16 protein-coding genes and 1 pseudogene are annotated in these 16653 nt (G+C 40.5%); 9 read left to right on the plus strand and 8 right to left on the minus strand.

Annotation, left to right across the window (positions count from 1 at the left end; translation table 11 throughout):
* Nucleotides 1-3 precede the first annotated feature (3 nt).
* The 9 genes from CCS77_RS07860 to CCS77_RS07900 are packed head-to-tail and all read left to right on the plus strand — an operon-like array spanning nucleotide 4 to nucleotide 7826.
* Entirely contained in the window at nucleotides 4-1137 is a 1134-nt protein-coding gene (locus CCS77_RS07860; RefSeq protein WP_021085269.1) for a type IV pilus twitching motility protein PilT, read from the plus strand.
* Entirely contained in the window at nucleotides 1137-1754 is a 618-nt protein-coding gene (locus CCS77_RS07865) for a CvpA family protein (protein ID WP_107917316.1), read from the plus strand. The genes CCS77_RS07860 and CCS77_RS07865 overlap by 1 nt, the downstream gene beginning before the upstream one ends.
* On the plus strand, nucleotides 1751-2218 hold the full coding sequence (locus CCS77_RS07870; protein ID WP_002941362.1) for a Fur family transcriptional regulator: 468 nt from the start codon (nucleotides 1751-1753) through the stop codon (nucleotides 2216-2218). The genes CCS77_RS07865 and CCS77_RS07870 overlap by 4 nt, the downstream gene beginning before the upstream one ends.
* Nucleotides 2219-2222: 4 nt before the next feature.
* Nucleotides 2223-3731 (plus strand): lysine--tRNA ligase, encoded by a 1509-nt coding sequence (gene lysS, locus CCS77_RS07875; protein WP_223154912.1) that lies wholly within the window; start codon nucleotides 2223-2225, stop codon nucleotides 3729-3731.
* Nucleotides 3728-4972, plus strand: coding sequence for a serine hydroxymethyltransferase (locus CCS77_RS07880; RefSeq protein ID WP_107917064.1), 1245 nt, complete (start codon nucleotides 3728-3730; stop codon nucleotides 4970-4972). Before lysS ends, CCS77_RS07880 begins: the two co-directional genes overlap by 4 nt.
* Entirely contained in the window at nucleotides 4972-5514 is a 543-nt protein-coding gene (locus CCS77_RS07885) for a DUF1882 domain-containing protein (protein ID WP_107848158.1), read from the plus strand. The genes CCS77_RS07880 and CCS77_RS07885 overlap by 1 nt, the downstream gene beginning before the upstream one ends.
* Before the next feature lie 9 nt (nucleotides 5515-5523).
* On the plus strand, nucleotides 5524-6417 hold the full coding sequence (locus tag CCS77_RS07890; protein ID WP_107917065.1) for an SPOR domain-containing protein: 894 nt from the start codon (nucleotides 5524-5526) through the stop codon (nucleotides 6415-6417).
* Nucleotides 6414-7202 (plus strand): shikimate dehydrogenase, encoded by a 789-nt coding sequence (locus CCS77_RS07895; RefSeq protein WP_107917066.1) that lies wholly within the window; start codon nucleotides 6414-6416, stop codon nucleotides 7200-7202. Before CCS77_RS07890 ends, CCS77_RS07895 begins: the two co-directional genes overlap by 4 nt.
* 27 nt (nucleotides 7203-7229) lie before the next feature.
* On the plus strand, nucleotides 7230-7826 hold the full coding sequence (locus tag CCS77_RS07900) for a hypothetical protein (RefSeq protein ID WP_107917067.1): 597 nt from the start codon (nucleotides 7230-7232) through the stop codon (nucleotides 7824-7826).
* 56 nt (nucleotides 7827-7882) lie between these two features.
* Here the strand turns inward: CCS77_RS07900 and CCS77_RS07905 are convergent.
* The 8 genes and pseudogenes from CCS77_RS07905 to gltX all read right to left on the minus strand — a co-directional run bounded on the left by CCS77_RS07905 (nucleotide 7883) and on the right by gltX (nucleotide 16625).
* Nucleotides 7883-9804, minus strand: a pseudogene (locus tag CCS77_RS07905) (aryl-sulfate sulfotransferase).
* A 311-nt stretch (nucleotides 9805-10115) separates the two neighbouring features.
* Entirely contained in the window at nucleotides 10116-11540 is a 1425-nt protein-coding gene (locus tag CCS77_RS07910) for an SPFH domain-containing protein (RefSeq protein ID WP_107917068.1), read from the minus strand.
* A 277-nt stretch (nucleotides 11541-11817) separates the two neighbouring features.
* Nucleotides 11818-12498 carry an MqnA/MqnD/SBP family protein gene (locus CCS77_RS07915; RefSeq protein ID WP_107917069.1) on the minus strand — a complete coding sequence of 227 codons (681 nt, stop codon included), beginning with the start codon at nucleotides 12496-12498 and terminating at the stop codon, nucleotides 11818-11820.
* Nucleotides 12495-12767: a barstar family protein gene (locus tag CCS77_RS07920; RefSeq protein WP_012140341.1), complete on the minus strand. Its 273-nt coding sequence runs from the start codon at nucleotides 12765-12767 to the stop codon at nucleotides 12495-12497. Before CCS77_RS07920 ends, CCS77_RS07915 begins: the two co-directional genes overlap by 4 nt.
* Entirely contained in the window at nucleotides 12764-13270 is a 507-nt protein-coding gene (locus CCS77_RS07925) for a ribonuclease domain-containing protein (protein WP_021087447.1), read from the minus strand. Before CCS77_RS07925 ends, CCS77_RS07920 begins: the two co-directional genes overlap by 4 nt.
* A 9-nt stretch (nucleotides 13271-13279) precedes the next feature.
* Nucleotides 13280-13906 carry a uracil phosphoribosyltransferase gene (gene upp / locus CCS77_RS07930; RefSeq protein WP_107917070.1) on the minus strand — a complete coding sequence of 209 codons (627 nt, stop codon included), beginning with the start codon at nucleotides 13904-13906 and terminating at the stop codon, nucleotides 13280-13282.
* A gap of 89 nt (nucleotides 13907-13995) precedes the next feature.
* Nucleotides 13996-15249 carry a malic enzyme-like NAD(P)-binding protein gene (locus CCS77_RS07935; RefSeq protein ID WP_107917071.1) on the minus strand — a complete coding sequence of 418 codons (1254 nt, stop codon included), beginning with the start codon at nucleotides 15247-15249 and terminating at the stop codon, nucleotides 13996-13998.
* Nucleotides 15246-16625, minus strand: a complete 1380-nt coding sequence (gltX, locus tag CCS77_RS07940) for a glutamate--tRNA ligase (protein WP_107917072.1) — start codon at nucleotides 16623-16625, stop codon at nucleotides 15246-15248. Before gltX ends, CCS77_RS07935 begins: the two co-directional genes overlap by 4 nt.
* Nucleotides 16626-16653 lie beyond the last annotated feature (28 nt).

Genomic DNA, 16653 nt, shown 5'->3' on the forward strand with positions numbered 1-16653 from the left:
AATATGGATCTAATCGAACAACTAAGAGCGCAAAGCTCGGACGCTCAAGCCAAAGCATCAGAGAGTAATCTCTCTGGTGACATCCAAACGCTTCTAAAAACCGTTGTTTTCAATAAAGCTAGTGACCTCCACCTAGTCTCAAGGTCTGAGCCTCAGATAAGGATAGATGGCACTTTAAGACCGCTTGAATTTGGCGTTCTAAGTGGCAAAGATATAGAAAATTTATGCTACGCTCTAATCACAGACGCCCAAAAGAGCGAACTTGAGAACAACAAAGAGCTTGACTTTGCCATAGAACTTCCAAATATCGGCCGCTTCCGTGGTAACTACTACTACACGATGAATGGCGATCTAGCCGCAGCTTTTCGTATCATACCTATCGACATCCCTTCGCTTGATGATCTAAATGCACCACAAATTTTTAAATATATCATCAAACGAGAAAAAGGTCTTATCCTGGTTACTGGACCAACAGGTAGCGGTAAGTCAACGACGCTTGCAGCGATGCTTAATGAGATAAATTTAAATTATAGAAAGCACATCATCACCGTTGAAGACCCAGTTGAGTTTGTGCACAACAACAAAAAAGCCCTATTTTCACATAGAAACATAGGCACTGACACGCACTCTTACTCAAAAGCACTAAAATTTGCACTTCGCGAGGACCCAGACATCATACTTGTAGGCGAGATGAGAGATAGAGAGACGATCTCTACGGCCATTACAGCGGCTGAGACTGGACACCTAGTCTTTGGCACTCTTCACACAAACTCAGCCATACAAACTATAAATAGGATCGTTGATAGCTTCGATGGAAGCGAGCAGCTTCAAGTAAGAAATATGCTTAGTGTTTCGCTAACTGCTGTCATCTCACAAAGTCTGATCCCAAAAATAGGCGGCGGAAGATGCGCTGTGCATGAAATTTTGATAAATAATATGGCGATATCAAACTTGATACGTGAAAACAAAGTGCATCAAATTTACTCTCAAATGCAGCTAAATCAGCAACAAACTGGCATGAGCACGCAGACTCAAGCACTGATGAAAGCACTAAAAGAGGGCATGATCACAAAAGAAAACGCGCTAGCCTACTCAACTAGCCAACAAGAACTTCAAAATTTAATAGGAACTGTATGATGGATTTAGTAACTTGGTTTGACATTATCGTCATCGCCCTTGTCCTGATACTTGGCGTAAAAGGCATAATAAACGGGCTTATAAAAGAGGCATTTGGGCTTATCGGGCTAATAGGTGGTCTAGTTGTCGCTAGTAGATTTTCAGATGTAGCTGAGAGCTTCATAAGCAAAAATATCTATAAATTTGAAAATCCTTCATTTTTACAATTTGTCGCATTTATCGGACTTTGGCTAGTTTTTTGGCTAGTTTGTCTACTAGTTGGCAAATTTTTATCAAAGATAGTTTCAGTAAGCGGCCTTGGCTTCTTAGACAGGTTTGGTGGATTTGTCATGGGAAGTGGCAAAATTTTCCTCACATTTTCAGCAGTCGTTGCCGTAATGTCAGGCACTTCGCTAAATAAAATGATCGAGCCATACTTCACAAATAGCAAGGTCTATCCGCTCCTGCTTGAAACTGGTAGATGGATAACAAATATCGATGTGAAAAACATCAAAAATGAGCTAGATGAGATGGTAGTAAGACCAAAGGATACAAACAAGAGTGATGCATTTATTTCAATGGATGCAAATGCAAGCACAAACACCGACACAAACGTCACTAAAGGGGAAGAGAAATGATAGAAAATTTAGAATATGATGCCTTGCTTGAGAAATTTAAAAGAGTTCTTCGTGATAATGGTTTAAAATATACAAAACAGCGTGAAATTTTACTAAAAACGCTTTATAACAATGACGAACACTTTACGCCAGAGAGGCTATATCTTTTTATAAAAGAGACCTATCCTGAGCTAAATATCGGCATCGCAACTGTTTATAGGACGCTAAATTTACTAGAAGAATCAGAGATGGTAACATCTATCAGCTTTGGTTCACAAGGCAAGAAATTTGAGCTTGCCACAAAGCCACACCATGACCACATGATATGTAGAAAGTGCGGTCTTATCATAGAATTTGAAGATCCTATGATAGAAAAAAGGCAAATAAGCATCGCAAAAGAGCATGGCTTTAAACTAACTGGTCACATGATGCAGCTTTATGGAATTTGCGAAAAATGTTCAAAAAATAATATAAAGGGAAAGTAAGGTGATATTTGACAACCAACATGAAATTCAAAGATTAGAAAGTATAGATGAGCTTAGAAATTTAGGCATAAATCCATATCCACATTTTCTTAGAAGAGATATGAATATCTCTAAATTTAGACTTAAATTTAACTATATAAAAGATACAGAAGAGAAAAAAGCAGAGGGGCAGCTAGTTGGCCTTGCAGGCAGGATAAAGCTGATCCGTGACGCTGGTAAAGCGGTCTTTGCAAACATTGAAGACGAAAATGGAAATTTACAAATTTACTTTAGCAACAAGACGCTTGATCCAGAGTGGTTTAAAATCGTTAAAAAATATGTAGAAATAGGCGACATCGTCTATGTTAGAGGCTACGCTTTTATAACAAAAACTGGCGAATTTTCAATGCACGTAAATGAGCTTAGTTTGGCTACAAAATCGATAAGTCCGCTTCCAGAGAAGTACCACGGGCTAGTTGATGTTGAGACAAGATACCGCCAAAGATACCTTGATATGATAATGAACCCTGAAGTTAGGGCTGATTTTAAAAAGCGCTCAGTTATCATTAGCACGATTAGAAGATTTTTTGAAGAAAAGGGCTTTTTAGAGGTTGAAACTCCGATGCTTCACCCAATAGCTGGTGGCGCAAATGCAAAACCATTTGTGACATTTCACAACGCGCTTGGAGTTGAGAGATACCTAAGAATCGCTCCCGAGCTATATCTAAAACGCCTTGTAGTTGGCGGTTTTGAAGCTGTTTATGAGATGAATAGAAACTTCAGAAACGAGGGCATGGATCTAACCCATAACCCTGAATTTACAAGCATAGAGTTTTACTGGGCATATCACAACTACCACGATCTAATGGGCATCACAGAGGATTTATTTAATGTCATTTTAGAAAAACTTGGCATGGAGAAAGTGATAAATTTTGATGGCATGGAGATTGATTTTAGTAAGCCATTTAAACGCATAAGCTATAAAAAAGCCTTAGTTGAGATCGGCGGACTTGCTGAAGATATCGTAAGCGATAAAGCTAAAATTTTAGCAAAACTAAGAGCAGATGGTTTTGAAGCAAACGAGAAGCTCGACCTTGGCCACTTGCAGGCTGAACTCTTTGACAACTACGTAGAGAGCAAGCTCATCCACCCAACTTTTGTCATCGACTATCCGATCTCTATAAGCCCACTTTCAAGAAGAAGCGACACAAATCCTGATGTGGCAGAGAGATTTGAGCTATTTATCGCTGGTCGTGAGCTAGCAAATGGCTTTAACGAGCTAAATGATCCAATCGATCAATACAACCGCTTTAAAGCGCAGATCGACGCTAAAAATGCAGGCGATGACGAGGCACATGAGATGGACGAGGACTATGTAAAAGCCCTAGGATACGGCATGCCGCCAGTTGCAGGCGAAGGCATAGGCATAGACAGACTTGTTATGCTTTTAACAGATAAAAAATCAATACGCGACGTTGTCCTCTTCCCAGCGATGAGGCCACTAAAAACTGAGACAAAGGAAAATGAAAAATGAGTTTGCAAAGCTATGATAAAGAAATTTTTGATCTAGTAAATTTAGAGTTAAAACGCCAGTGTGATCACCTAGAAATGATCGCTAGTGAAAATTTCACTTATCCAGATGTTATGGAGGTGATGGGCTCAATCCTAACAAACAAATACGCTGAAGGCTACCCTGGCAAGAGATATTATGGTGGTTGCGAATTTGTCGATGAGATCGAGCAAATCGCGATCGATAGATGTAAAGAGCTTTTTGGATGCGAATTTGCAAATGTTCAGCCAAACTCAGGCTCTCAGGCAAACCAAGGCGTTTATGGAGCTTTGCTTAATCCAGGCGATAAAATTTTAGGTATGGATCTAAGCCACGGCGGACACCTAACTCACGGTGCAAAGGTAAGCAGCTCTGGCAAGATGTATGAGAGCTTTTTTTATGGCGTCGAGCTTGATGGTCGCATAAACTACGATAGAGTTATGGATATCGCAAAGATAGTAAAACCAAAAATGATCGTTTGTGGCGCAAGCGCATACACAAGAGAGATCGAGTTTAAGAAATTTAGAGAGATAGCTGACGCTGTTGGTGCGATACTCTTTGCAGACGTTGCTCACATTGCTGGCCTAGTCGTAGCTGGCGAACATCAAAGTCCTTTCCCACACTGCGACGTCGTAAGCTCAACTACGCATAAAACTCTAAGAGGCCCAAGAGGCGGCATCATCATGACAAACAACGAAGAGTACGCTAAAAAGATAAACTCCTCTATCTTCCCAGGCATCCAAGGCGGCCCACTAGTTCATGTCATCGCTGCAAAGGCAGTTGGCTTTAAGCACAACCTTAGCCCTGAGTGGAAAATTTACGCTAAACAAGTAAAAGCAAACGCTAAAAAACTTGGCGAAGTGCTAATAAGCAGAGGCTTTGATCTAGTAAGTGGCGGCACTGATAACCACCTAATCCTAATGAGCTTTTTAAACCGCGAATTTAGTGGAAAAGACGCAGATATCGCTCTTGGCAACGCTGGCATAACAGTAAATAAAAATACAGTTCCAGGCGAGACAAGAAGTCCGTTTATCACAAGCGGCATACGTGTAGGTAGCCCAGCTCTTACAGCGCGCGGCATGAAAGAGGCCGAATTTGAGCTAATAGCAAACAAGATCGCTGACGTGCTAAGCGATATCAACAACACATCTTTACAAGAGAAGATCAAGGGCGAGCTAAAAGAGTTAGCTCATAAATTTATAATCTACGATAAAGCGACATTTTAATGCAAAGTATCGACACGTCTCTTATAAAAATTATCACGACACACTACTACATCAAGCGTGATACGATAGTAAATAAGATAGAGTATAAGGGCAAAATTTTCTTTGATAAATTTGAAAAGATCAATGAGCCCCTAACGTATAGCGTCATGAAGGACCACGAGGATGGCAAGTCTATCATCGCCCACTCGCTGATTAATGCAAGTGATAAGGTCGAAAATATAGTTTTTGACTACAACGGTAGAACTCCAGATAGGTTTTGGCATAGAGCGCAGCTTCTTTTAAGAGAAGAAGGCTTTATAAATTTCACAGCCTACGAGACCAAGACGCCAGGACATTTGCACCTTTATGTGCATAAAGGTCACACTACGCTAAATGAAGCTTGCACGCTTGCAAATATGCTAAGCGCAAAGCTCTCGCAAAAGCTAGCCAAAGAGTGGAGAATGTTTCCTAATCAAGATATGCCAAAAGAATTTAACATCCTAACTTTGCCATATAACCTCTATCAAAAAGAGCGTGGGGCAAGTTGGTCAAAATATATGTAAGGAGAAATAATGGAAAACGAAGAGTTAAAAGATATACTTTTAGAAAAAGATGATGAGGCAAAGGGCGCGAAACTAAAGAAACTTCTTATGTTTATAGCAGCTCTTGTTATACTTTTTTTAATCATCATCGTAGCCATGAAGCTTATAAATTCAAGCGACTCGACACAAGCACAAAATGAAGCCGACTCAAGACTAGTTCTGCCTCCAGTACCAGCAGAGCAGCCAGTCGATACGCAGGTGCCTGCACAAGATACAAATTCAGATGTTAAAAAAGGCGATACACAACTTTTTGAGCAAGTGCCTATCGTGCCTGAAAACAAGCAACAAGATGATTTTGAAGATATGATCAAAAAGCTAAAAGATAAAGAAGGCGCAAAATCAGCTCCTAAAACTGAAGAGCCAAAAGAGGTAGTAAAAGCTGTCGAGCATCCAACTGAAGCACCTAAAAAAGCTGAGGCAAAGGTAGAGGCTCCAGCTAAAAAAGCTGAAACAAAAAGCGAAGCTAAAGCAGAGAAAAAAGCTGAAGCAAAGCCAGCCAAAACTGAGGCAAAAGCCGAGAAGAAAGCTGAAACTAAAGCTGAGAAAAAACCTGAAACAAAGGTAGAAAAAAAGGCTGAAGCTCCTGCAAAAGCAGAAAAAGTAGAGAAAAAAGCTGAAGCTCCAGCAAAAGCTGAGAGTGTCGCAAAAGGCTCTTATGTTCAAGTATTTGCAACTAGTAAATTTAACCCAAATGCCGACTATATGAAAAAAATAGCAGCCAAAGGCTATAGCTACAAAACTATAAAAGCTGGCGAGCTAACTAAAATTTTAGTTGGTCCATTTGATGAAAAAGGGCTACAAAAAGCCGTAAATGATATAAGAAAAGATGTCAATAAAGACGCTTTTGTCTTTAGAGCAAAATGAAAACCTTCGCAGTTTTTGGAGATCCGATAGCTCACTCGGTATCTCCAAGACTACACAACAAAGCCATTGCCGATCTAGCTCTTGATGCCCTATATACTAGGGTTTTGCTAAAAGATGGCAATGAGCTAATCAATAAATTTAAATCCTTAAAACTAAACGGCGCAAATGTCACACTCCCGCATAAAGAATTTGCTCTAAATTTAGCCGACGACGCCTCAGAGGCAGCCCAAAAAATAGGCTCTGCAAACACTTTGGTGCTAAAAAATGAAAAAATTTATGCCTACAACACTGACGCACCTGGCTTTTTAAAAGCGATAGCAAATTTCAAAGAGGCAAAAAGCGTCATCATTCTTGGAGCTGGAGGCACTGCAAACGCCATAGCATACGCACTTAGATCGCAAAACATAGATGTTTGCATACTAAATAGAAGCAAGGCAAGACTTGATAAATTTAAAGATCACTATGAGTGTTTTAGCTGGGATGACTATAAAGAGCACAAGTTTGATCTAGTGGTAAATTCGACCTCAGCAGGGCTAAAAGATGACCTTTTGCCAGCACCAAAAGAGATTTTAGATGGCATTTTAAAAAGCGCTAAATTTGCATTTGATGTTATTTACGGCAAGCAAACGCCATTTTTAAAAGAGGCTAAAAGCCAAAATTTAGCATGCAAAGACGGAGCTGATATGCTCTTGTACCAAGCGGTTTTAGCGTTAAATTTATTTTATAACAGCAGCCTCGATGAGAAAAAGATAGAAATTTCTATGCGAGAGGCTCTTAGTTTATAGAGCTCTTGCAAGAGTGCATTAAACAAAATGAAAAAATTATCAAGCTTAATAAATAATGTTCTAAAGCTTAGCGATATAAATTTTAACTCCTTTAGTTACTCTAAAAACTGGATAGGCTTTTTTGAGATAGAGGATGAAAACTGGGCTTCTGGCGTAGATACCGCACTAAAGCTATTTGATAAATATTTTTATAAATTTAAAAAAGAGGTATTTGTCATAAGCGCCTTAAACTACGACGATACTAACTTGAGCGATGAAACGCTTGAAGTAAAAACTTTGCACGATAAATTTAAAAAGTTAGGCATCTTGCAAGAGCCAAATGAGCACTTTGATCTTGGTTTAGATGGTGAGATTTTGCTACCTGCCATCTGCCTTAGGATAGATGCTTTAAAATTTAATGAGATCAAAGATCTAGCTAAACTACTTATGCTCTATACATACTCCTTAAACGAGTGGTGCTTTTTTATCTTTCCAAGCCTAAATTTAGCGCTTTATCCACATGATGAGAGAGGTTTTGGCTGCATCGGACTAAATGACGATATAAAAAATGGATTAAATTTTTTAGAGTTTTGTAAAAGAGAGAAAAATGCAAAGGTTGTTTTAAAAGAGCAAAATAGCAACTAAATTTTAAGATCACACAAAACTAAAAGCCCCCTTGCCAAAGCAAAGGAGGAAAATTTTTACTTCTCAAACGCTTTTTGCAAGCTAAATGGAAACGCTTGATAGCCCATAGCATTTGTCATTTTTATCTCGATGCTAGGCTCTTTTGCACCCCACTCAAACTCATCGATGTGCGGGCTAGGAAGTCCTACTGGGCGACCTTTTGCGATGTCAAACTGCATACCAGCAACAGCTGAATAGACCATCACGCTATCAAGGTCATCTTGATACTGCGTAAGGCTAGTAACTGAGCTATACCACTCTTTGCCACGCTCTTTGCCGTACTCCCAGATCTGCTCAACGGTCTTTTTGTTCTCATCGATCTTATAAACGACCGCACGAGAGTACTTCATGCCAGCGATGGCTGGTTGCTCCATGCCCCTTGTGTCGCCGTTGTCAAAGACGCTTAAATAAATTTCGCCCTTTTTAGACTTGCTGTCTATCCTAAATGCCGTATGTTGCGTCCATTGCCAGTCAAAGCCACCTTTGTCGCTCTCGTATCCTGGGCATTTTGAGTACTCATCTTCGCAGACGATCTTGTTGCCTTTGCTATCGACTGGCTGAAGCAGCTTATCTTTAAATTTATCGCTCCAACCCTTGTGAGCGCCCATGATCCATTTTACTTGTTTATCACGGCCGATCTTTATAACTGCGTCTTGATGGCGGCTTGAGATGATGATGCTATCATCGCTTGGGTCGTAATCCACACTATTTACGTGTGCCCAGTTGCGTCCAGGACCAGCGCCAACTATGTCGCCCCATTTATCGTGTGTATCCATAGACTGAAGCTCATCAGAGCTTGCTGTGTGGCCTGCTTTTTTAGCGTCTATGTTTAAGCAAACTGCGCCTTGATCAAGTGTTTTTAGCACGATGTCGCGGTAAGGATCAAGGATTTCATATAGTCTAAAGTCATCAACTACGTTGCCGTCGCGGTCAAGCTCAACGATGACATCGCGCACTGTTCTTACGTTTTTGCCATCAGCCCTTTTGTAGTCGGCATTTGCCACGCGCAAGAAGTAGTGTCCGTTTTGTGCTACGTCCATACTGTTCTTACGTTTTTGCCATCAGCCCTTTTGTAGTCGGCATTTGCCACGCGCAAGAAGTAGTGTCCGTTTTGTGCTACGTCCATTGAGTGAGAGAAGTCGTTGTAGCTAGCTGGTAGCTCGCGGTTGAAAATTTCTCTACCCATGATGTCGTATTTTGCGTATCTTTGGCCATATCCCCAAGTCATAGCGCCGTCGTCATTTTGCTTAAAGCCCATCATAACGCCAGCATGAAATGGCTGTTTTAGGTCGTAAATTTTACTTGGCTCAAGATACCATCTAACCTCGCCTTTTGTATCAAGGATGAAGTTATTTGGGCTGTAGTTCCACTCGATCGCACCGCCAGCTGGGTTATTCCAAACGACTTTTGTGCCCTTGCCTGTTTTATTTACAAAGTTATTTACATAGTAGAGGCGGTTTGCAAATTTAGCACTCGCAGGCTTAGTAACCTCGATCTTGTCAAATAGCGCGCCCTTTTGATTTGGTGTGCCAGCGCTCTCTAGGTAGATAGCTGGAGCGTAAATTTTATAGCTCTCTTTTATATGCTCAGTCTTGCCCTTGTAACTCTTGTCGTACTCGACTTCAACGGTGTTTTGATAGTCAGCATACATACCAAAAACTGGGATGCCACCATGTGTGCGAAGATGCTTGTCAGCCACTTTGTAGCTTATCACCTGACCACCTTGTTTTGGCACGATAGTGACCTTAGCGTTGCTTAGTGTGTAGCCGCCATTTTTGATGACTGCTGTAAGTGGGGCAGTATCGTATGGATTTACCACTACTTCGCCGATAGCTCCTGTTATAGCGTAGTCAAGTTTAGCTCCGCTTGGACCGCCTATCGCAAAAGCAGCCGTACAAAGTGCAGAAGCAAGCGCAACAGAACACAAAGTTTTTCTCATAACATCTCCTTTAGATAAATTTTATAAACTCTACTCATAAAGCTTATAAAATTTAGAAAAAGCCTCGGCAAAAACCAAGGCCTCAATCAGTAAAAGGAATAACAAAAATGATTTGCTTTGTGTGTAATTGTAGTAAATCTTTATAACATAAATTTCACGCTAAAGTTAATACTAGCTTAAAATTTAAAAATAATTTAAATTTTTACAAATTTAGGTAAAAGTGGAGTTCGATTTTAATTTTTGTATCTATTAGGATTTGTCAAATTTAATGCAGTTAAATTTACAATTTAGGGGATCTCTCCCCTAAAAAGTTATTTCTTAGGCGAGTCGCTATTTGGTTTTATAAATTTATCGATTAGTCCTTTGCCTATCTCACTTTGGTTTAAGCCTTCAAGCATTGAAGCTAAATTTGTGCCACCTTTTGAGCTTAGCACGTCACTTATTTTAGATAGGCCGTTTGATACGCTGCCCTCATTTGCGATGATCTTTAGATCAGCTGCACTTAGCGCTTTAGCCTGCTCTAAGCCCACATCTCTATTTGCCTCGATCTGTTTAATAGAGATAAGATAGGTCTGGTAGCCCTCGTTTTCGCCGATCTCTCTAGCAAGCTCAATCTGTGCATTTACAGGTGCAAGCTCTTTTAGTCTTAGTGCCTCAGCCTCAGCAGAGCCGATTTTTTGTATACCTTGTGACTCTTTATCTTTAGTCTCCAGTAAAGCAGCAGCCTCCAAAAATGCCTTCTCTTTCTCACCCTCAGCTGTTAAAATTTGATTTTGTTTGTGTGCTTCAGCGTCTTTGATCTTTGCATTTTTCCTAGCTTCAGCGTCGATCTCTATCTTTCTTTGCTCTTGCTCAGCTTTAACGATCTCTACTTGTTTTGAAATTTCAGCTTGCTTAACATCAGTAACTCTGATAACTTCCATCTCTTTTTCTTTAGTGACCTTCTCTTGGTCAGCCACTTGTTGGCAAGCTTGCTGACGAGAAATAGCAACCTCTCTTTCGTTTTCAACTGTTTTTAGACCTACTGCCTTTTCAGCCTCTTGTTTTTTAACATCAGTCTCTTGTTTTGCATTTACTTCAGCGATCTCGGCAATCTTTTTATTCTCAGCCACAGTCATACGAGACTCTTTTTCGATTTCTGATTTTTTCTTCTCCATGATATTAAAGATGACCTTGCTATCTCTGCTATCGCGGATGTCCATTAACTCGATATTTTTGACAGGCTCTATGCCCCAGTTTTGAAGCTGCTCTTTGACTGCAGTTGTAAATTCTAAGCCAAATTCACTTCTTTGCTGCAAAATTTCCTCTAGCTGCTTGCTAGCTAAGATAGAACGGATCGAGCCTTGAATGATGTCAGTTAGCTGAAGCTCCATATCTTTAAGGTTTATGACGCGTTGCGCTGCTAGGTTGCTATCTTTTATCCTAAAAAATGCAGTGATATCGACCATAAATGGCAAACGACCGACATCATATGCCTCATAGCCATCTATCTTTATACTAAAAACAGAAACTGGCAAAACTATCTTTGTTACACCGATTATTGGTATCCAGCTTGGAAATTCATAGTAGCTATTTCCGTTGGCTGTATCTTTGCCGTAAGATGTGGTGCTTTTTGATGTTTGAACGATATGCACCTCATTTGTTGCAACAACGCGCCTAAATAAAAGCGGTATTAAAATGATAAACAGTATAACCACTGCGCCTACAATCATTGGAACTGAATATGCAAATTCCATTTATTCTCCTTTTTATAATTTTTATAAAATATTAATAACCTACATATTTATGCTAGGTTATACACTTTAGACTTTACTTTAAAATGAATTATTTTGCCAAATATGGCATGTTTGAATTAATTTTATATCTACCTCCTTTTAAATACTTTAGTTTTATAAACAAGAATTTTTTGGCTATTATAGTCAGTAATCCTTAAAATATAATGTAAATGTATTTTTATATTATAAAAAATTATATTGAAACCTTAATCTAAAAACAAAACCACTATGCATAGCATTAGACTTTTATTGCCTCTCTTAAAAACCTATATTCTTTAAAAAATTTGCGGAGTGATTTTTGCTCTTTTGGGCCGATCTTGTAGCTTATAAATTTAAGATACCACTTGATATCTTGCTCGCTTATGTCGCGGCTTTTGGCATACTGGGCTAATATATAATTTGGAATTTTTACATTTTTTTGCAAAAATTTTGCGACCAGCCTTTTGTAAAACGAGCCATTTTTTACATAAGAAAATCTACCAAAAACAAAGGGCAAATTTGTCTTTTCATGCCAAATTTGACCAAGGTCGTAAAAGCACTCTTTGCCCTCGCTTAAGTATGCCTTTAGCGCCCTGTCGCCTATGATCACCTCGCCATTTAGTTTAAGCACCTTGGCTAGGGCGTTTGAGCTAGCTGAGGCAGGATCTGGCTTTGGGGCTGAGTTTTTGCGCACAAGCACGCTTTTGACATCTTTTTTGGCGACTATTCCAAAATTTAGCTTCTTTAAATTTGCCTTTTTGCTTGCTATGCTTGAGATCACCGCAGCGTCGATCTTTCTAGCGTTTAGGGCTCTGTTTAGCTTGCTTGGCACGCCCTTTTTAAACTCGATCGCCTTTTTTATCTGAGAGCTTAGTGGGGCTGATTTTAAAAATACGTGAAATGGGAGTAAATTTAAATAATCAATCTTTCCAAATATCATTTTTCATCTTTTACAAGCTCAAATTTAACCATCTCATTTTCGTTGCAAACGTCGCGAAATAGCTGGGTTAAGCTCACTTTTGTGGCACTATCCAAAGCATTTTCGTTTTTTAGCTTTATAAGCGTTGGCTCATTTATCTCGCAAAGGCAGTCAAAGAGCGCGTCTAAATTTTTGCCGTAGTACTCTGGCAGGTCAAATTTCTTCGCTAAATACTCATGCATCTTCTCTTTTTCGACCATCTTTTTGGCATCTAAGATCACGCTTTTCATTGCATCCTCTTCTCATAAAGCAGATAAAAATGCTCGTAGTGATCGGGCGTGTAGTAGATAAGCCCGTCGTTTGAGTATAAAATTCTCTCAGCGCCGCGTCTGCCACCATTATAATTTACATCGCACTCAAACCACTTTCTACCATCAGCCTCAGGCAGCCTCTTTTCTCTGTTTGAAAATCTATCCCCGCCGATACTTTTGCCACCACTTACCTGCCATAAATTTCCGCTTTTTGCGTCCCAGCCAAGTTCAAGTGCCTCTTTTTTGGTTATGAAATTCTTTGGTAGCTTGTTAAATTTATAGATATAAAGCGCGACCTCATCTTTTGAGGTGTATGAGCCGTTTTCTGCGAGACTCTGGCTCTTTTGCCCCTCTTTGTTTAGCTGCTCAAGTAAAATTTGAGCGTTTTTGTTTGCCTCGCCGCCCTCTTTTGAAAAAAAGAAGGTGCCAACGATGATGGCAATGACAAAGGCGACTAGAGCTGGCAAAAGTCTTTTGTTCAAATTTAGCCCTTAAAGAGTGTTAAAAACTCTATCGCCAGCGTCACCAAGGCCTGGAACGATGTAGTTTTTCTCGTTTAGTTTCTCATCGATCGATGCCGTATAGACCTCGACGTCTGGGTAAATTTCGCTAAATCTCTTTAGCCCCTCAGGTGCAGCGATGATAGAGATAAATTTGATCTCTTTAACGCCCTTTTCACGCAAGAACTTAACCGCGTCTATCGCCGTGCCGCCAGTCGCAAACATAGGGTCGATGATGATCGCCATGCGCTCTTTTGCGTCTTTTGGAAGCTTTGCGTAGAAAAACTCAGCCTGCGCTGTCTCTTCGTTTCGCTGAAAGCCCAAAAAGCCAACGCTAGCATCTGGGATGATGGTAAAGACGCTATCAAGCATGCCAAGAGCAGCCCTTAAGATAGGGCATATCATCACCTTTGTAGTGAGCCTTTTTGCGTCTGCCACCGCAACTGGTGTTTGGATTTTGACATCTTTTACCTTTAAATTTCTAGTCGCCTCAAAGATCATAAGGTAGCTGATCTCATCAACTAGCATGCGAAACTGAAAAGGCTGGGTGTTTTTATCACGTAAGATTGTTAATTTATGCTCGATCAATGGGTGTGAGATGAGCTTCACGTTTTGCATTTTTTGTCCTTAAATTTACTGTTTTTACAAGGTTTGTCTTTTACAAAATGCCAAGAGGAGAATTTAGCCCAAATTTGGGCTAAATTTGATTAAAAACCTTTTGCAAGTTTGGCTTTGTAAGCCTCAACATCAAAATCTTTTACTCTCGCTACGCCATCTTCAACCGCAGCTTTTGCAACTGCTGGAGCGACCGCTGTTAGCACGCGCTTGTCAAATGGTTTTGGGATGATGTACTCTTTGCCAAATTTTAGCTCGCTAACGCCACTTGCTTTTAAAACTTCAGCTGGCACTGGCTCTTTTGCAAGCTGCGCAAGCGCTTTAGCTGCTGCCATTTTCATATTTTCAGTGATCTTTTTAGCTCTAACATCAAGCGCGCCTCTAAAGATAAATGGAAAGCCCAAAACGTTATTTACTTGGTTAGGATAGTCGCTTCTGCCTGTGCCCATCATAACGTCATCTCTTACAGCTACGACGTCCTCTGGGAAGATTTCAGGCACTGGGTTTGCCAAAGCGAAGATGATAGGCTCTTTGTTCATCGACGCAACCATCTCTTTTGTCACAACGCCAGGCTTAGAAAGGCCTAAAAACATATCAGCGCCCTTCATCGCATCAGCTAAAGTCCTATCCTCGGTCTCAAGCGCAAATTCAACCTTTTCTGGAGTTAGGTCTGTTCTTTTTGAGTGGATGACGCCTTTGCTGTCTATCATCACGATGTGTTTTGCGCCAAGTGCTTTATACATCTTTGCGCAAGCGATGCCAGCTGCACCTGCGCCGCTAACTACGATCTTTATCTTAGATATATCTTTACCAGAAATTTCCATCGCATTTATAATGCCAGCGCTTGTTATCATCGCTGTGCCGTGCTGATCATCGTGCATTACAGGGATATCGACTGCTTCTTGAAGCTTTCTTTCTATCTCAAAGCACTTTGGAGCACGGATATCTTCTAAATTTATACCGCCAAATGTCGGAGCAAGAGCCTTGCAAATCTCAACGATCTTATCAGGATCATGCTCATCTAGCTCGATGTCAAAGGCATCAACGTTTGCAAATTTCTTAAATAGCACCGCCTTGCCCTCCATAACTGGCTTGCCAGCAACAGCGCCGATGTCGCCAAGTCCAAGAACAGCCGTGCCATCAGTGATGACAGCTACTAAATTTGCTTTATTTGTATATTTATAAGCTAGTTCAGTGTCTGCATTTATCTCACGGCATGGCTCAGCAACGCCTGGTGTATAGGCCATTGAAAGGTCTCTTGAAGTCTCGCAAGGTGTCTTTACCCTGATCTCGATCTTACCGCCGATGTGGTAGTTTAGTGCCTCTTCTTTAGTTACATGTGTCATTTCTCTTCCTTTAATAAATTTTGTATTCTTTTTTTGATCTCGTTGCTACCTACTACTTCAAGCACTTCAAAGATACTTGGGCTCACGCTTGAGCCAGTTAGCGCTATCCTTAGGGCCTGAGCTAGGTCTTTTAGTTTTAAGCCATTTTGCTCTAAAAATTTATTAGTTAGCTCCTCATAGCCTTTAGCATCAAGGTCACGGTCTAAAATTTGAGCAAATTTCGCCAAAATTTCTTTGCTATTTTCATTTATAAATTTAGCCCAAGCTTTCTCGTCGTAGCTTTTTGGAGCGTTGATGATAGCATTTGCGCTGTTTGCCATTTCGATTAGCGTCTTTGATCTCTCACGGAGCGAATTTAGCAGTAGTTCACCCTTTACCAAAGCCTTAAAATCCACGCCAAATTCAAGCATATCATGCGCTAGCCTCTCATAAGGCAAAGTTTTTATATAGTGAGAATTTAGCCAGTCAAGCTTTTGAGCGTTGTAGGTGCTTGAGCTTTTGTTGATATCGTTTGGATTGAAGTATTTAAGCATATCCTCGATAGTAAAAATCTCATCATCGCCGTGGCTCCAGCCAAGACGAACGAGAAAATTTAAGAGCGCTTCAGGCAAGTAGCCCATCTTTTTATACTCCATAACGTCGGTCGCGCCGTGCCTTTTGCTAAGCTTTTTGCCGTCCTCGCCGTTTATCATAGCGACGTGATAAAATTTTGGCACCTTAAAGCCAAGCGCCTCGTAAAGAACGATCTGTTTTGGGGTATTTGAGAGGTGATCATCGCCGCGGATAACGTCTGTTACGCCCATTAGCGCATCGTCTATCACAACTGTGAAGTTATATGTTGGCGTGCCGTCGCTTCTTGCGATGATGAAGTCGTCTAAGATATCTTCAACCTTAAATTTAACCTCGCCCTTTATGCCATCATGTATGACGATCTCACCACTAAGTGGGGCTTTTATACGGATGACTGGCTCGATGCCAGCTGGAGGCGTGCCTTTAAAACCTCTATATCTATTATCATATTTTGGGCGTTCTTTTCTAGCCTCTTGGCTAGCTCTAAGCTCCTCAAGCTCCTCTTTGCTCATATAGCATTTGTAGGCTTTGCCCTCATCAAGCAGCTTTTTAACGTACTCTTTGTAAAGATCAAACCTCTTTGACTGATAGGTCACTTCGCCGTCGTGATCTAGCTTGCACCAAGCAAATGCCTCTTTTATAGCTTGTGTGGCTTCTTCTGAGTTTCGTTTTAAGTCAGTATCTTCGATGCGGAGCAGAAATTTTCCATTGTTAGCTCTTGCGTATAAATAATTATAAAGAGCTGTCCTAAGTCCGCCTATGTGTAGGTATCCAGTAGGCGACGGAGCAAATCTAGTAACTATCATTTTGTGCCTTATTTTTATGTTATAATTG

The organism is Campylobacter concisus, assembly GCF_003048375.1.
Taxonomy (GTDB): Bacteria; Campylobacterota; Campylobacteria; order Campylobacterales; family Campylobacteraceae; genus Campylobacter_A; species Campylobacter_A concisus_T.